Below are 1,893 nucleotides of genomic sequence, written 5' to 3' on the forward strand. Positions count from 1 at the left end.
AACCCAGCTGGAAGCCCCGAACAGCGCTTCGGTGATATCCAGCCGGTATCCATTTCCCTTGAGCTCAGATAGTGTCGTATCCACTTTGCCGATTTCCATCTCCTCCAGCCCGTGTGCCCGGGTCACCGGAATCATCTCCACGGTTTCAGCCACCTGTCCGGACATGTTCTCAATCTGGCGGCGGAATTCACGGTTGCGGGTGCGGATCTTTTTCCGGAAAAAGGTAATCAGCAGGACGCCAAAAGGAATGACCAGCACGAAGAATAGGGTTACCTGCAAGCTTTTGAAGGCGGTAATGGTGGTAGCAATCAGTACATTCGTTACCGCGGGGACAAAAGAATACATCATTTGCTTGGACAGTGTCTCGATGGCTTCCACATCACGCAGCACCTTGGACTGCAGCCGCCCGGCACGTAGGTCCGTATGGTAAGTCATGGACAGATGCTGGAGCTTGCGGATCAGTGTTCCGCGTAAACCCGCCTCAACCTGTCGGGAGGACCGGCTCATGAAGCTGACATGCATATAGGCGGACGGAATATTCTGCACGATGACAACAGATACAATCGCCAGATCGAGCCAGAGCCAATTCAGACTGTTTAAGTCTGGGGAGCTGAGATGATTAATGATATCGGCGGTAATAACGGGTATGACCCAGGTCGGAGCATGCTTAAGGATATAGAACAACAGCGAGACGAGCAGATTGATACGCATCCCTCTGTACAGCAGCAGCAGCGTATGGAATGGGCGGTCCTTCTTGATTTCCCGGCTCATAAACAGCTGTTCAAAATCCGGCATACCCTCTCCTGTGCGCTCCATGATCTCCACCTTCCTTTCCGGCAATGGCTTGTGCTATGCAGCTACTTCCAGAACTCCGTCCCTTCAAAGACCAGCGCTTTAGACGGCACCGCCTCCCCCTCCCCTGATAAAAGGGCCCAAGGCACACGCTGCTCCCGCAGCTTATCATCATCCGCTATGCCGTATTCCCGGTAACAGACCGTTGTTTCATTGGCAGGGTTGCCCCAGTTATCCCAGCCTGCAGGGTGAATATGGGATCCGAGCCGGCAATTCATAAACTCTGTCCTAGCATAACCGCGCCACGGGCGTCCCAGATACACCCCGGATACACCTTCGCCAGCCGTCAGATAACATTCATCAAAAACATATCCGTAGCTCTGCCCCTGCGGTGTAGACGCTGCTGTTATGAAGCCGGAACCTTCGTTTGTGGACTTCAGGCTGCGGATTTCACAATGCTCGAAATAGGCGGCCGCTCCGCCGAAAATAAAGTCCACCGTTCCTTCGATATAGCAGCCCGTGTACAGCTGGCGGCAGATTTCATGCCGCTCCCGCAGCGGAATGCCGCCGAAGGGCCCGCCGTGCTTGTTGGCCGCAGGCAGCGGGCCGGTAAAAATAGTGTCCTGGTGCCCTTTAAATGTACAGTTGCGGAACACCGTTTCATCGCAGTGGGCATACAAGGCAAGTGCCTGCCCGATATCAGGGCCTTGCCCCGCGGTATTGACAACGATAAGATTCTCAACAATCAGCCTGCTGCCCCCCAGAAACAAGGTCGGTGTGGCAAAGGTCCCCTGTTCTTCTCCGGCTTCATCCAGCTGCCGGGCATAGCGGTTACTCCTGATCATCACCTCTCCAATACCGGTTATCGTCAGGTCCGACCGGTATATCCGCACATTCTCTTCATACACGCCAGCCAAAATATACAGCGTCTGCGCTTCACCCGCAGGCAGCTGCTCAAGCACATCTACCGCCTCTGCGATTGTCTGATAATCGCAGAAGGCTTCTTTTCCCACCAGCATGGCTTATCCTCCCAGTCCTTATTCGCCTGTCCTTGCCGGAAACCGGAAACATACTACCCATTCCAGTTCTCCATTTTCACCC

General features: G+C 54.3%; 2 protein-coding genes. Both read right to left on the bottom strand.

What is annotated here, in order from left to right:
• On the bottom strand, positions 1-816 hold an 816-nt coding region (locus tag AQR02_RS17455), incomplete at its 3' end, for an ABC transporter transmembrane domain-containing protein (protein WP_148449166.1).
• 41 nt (positions 817-857) lie between these two features.
• Positions 858-1,811: a pectinesterase family protein gene (locus AQR02_RS17460; RefSeq protein WP_054941570.1), complete on the bottom strand. Its 954-nt coding sequence runs from the start codon at positions 1,809-1,811 to the stop codon at positions 858-860.
• Between the last annotated feature and the right edge of the window lie 82 nt (positions 1,812-1,893).

It is taken from the genome of Paenibacillus ihuae (assembly GCF_001368795.1).
In the GTDB taxonomy this organism is placed as follows: Bacteria; Bacillota; Bacilli; order Paenibacillales; family Paenibacillaceae; genus Paenibacillus_AQ; species Paenibacillus_AQ ihuae.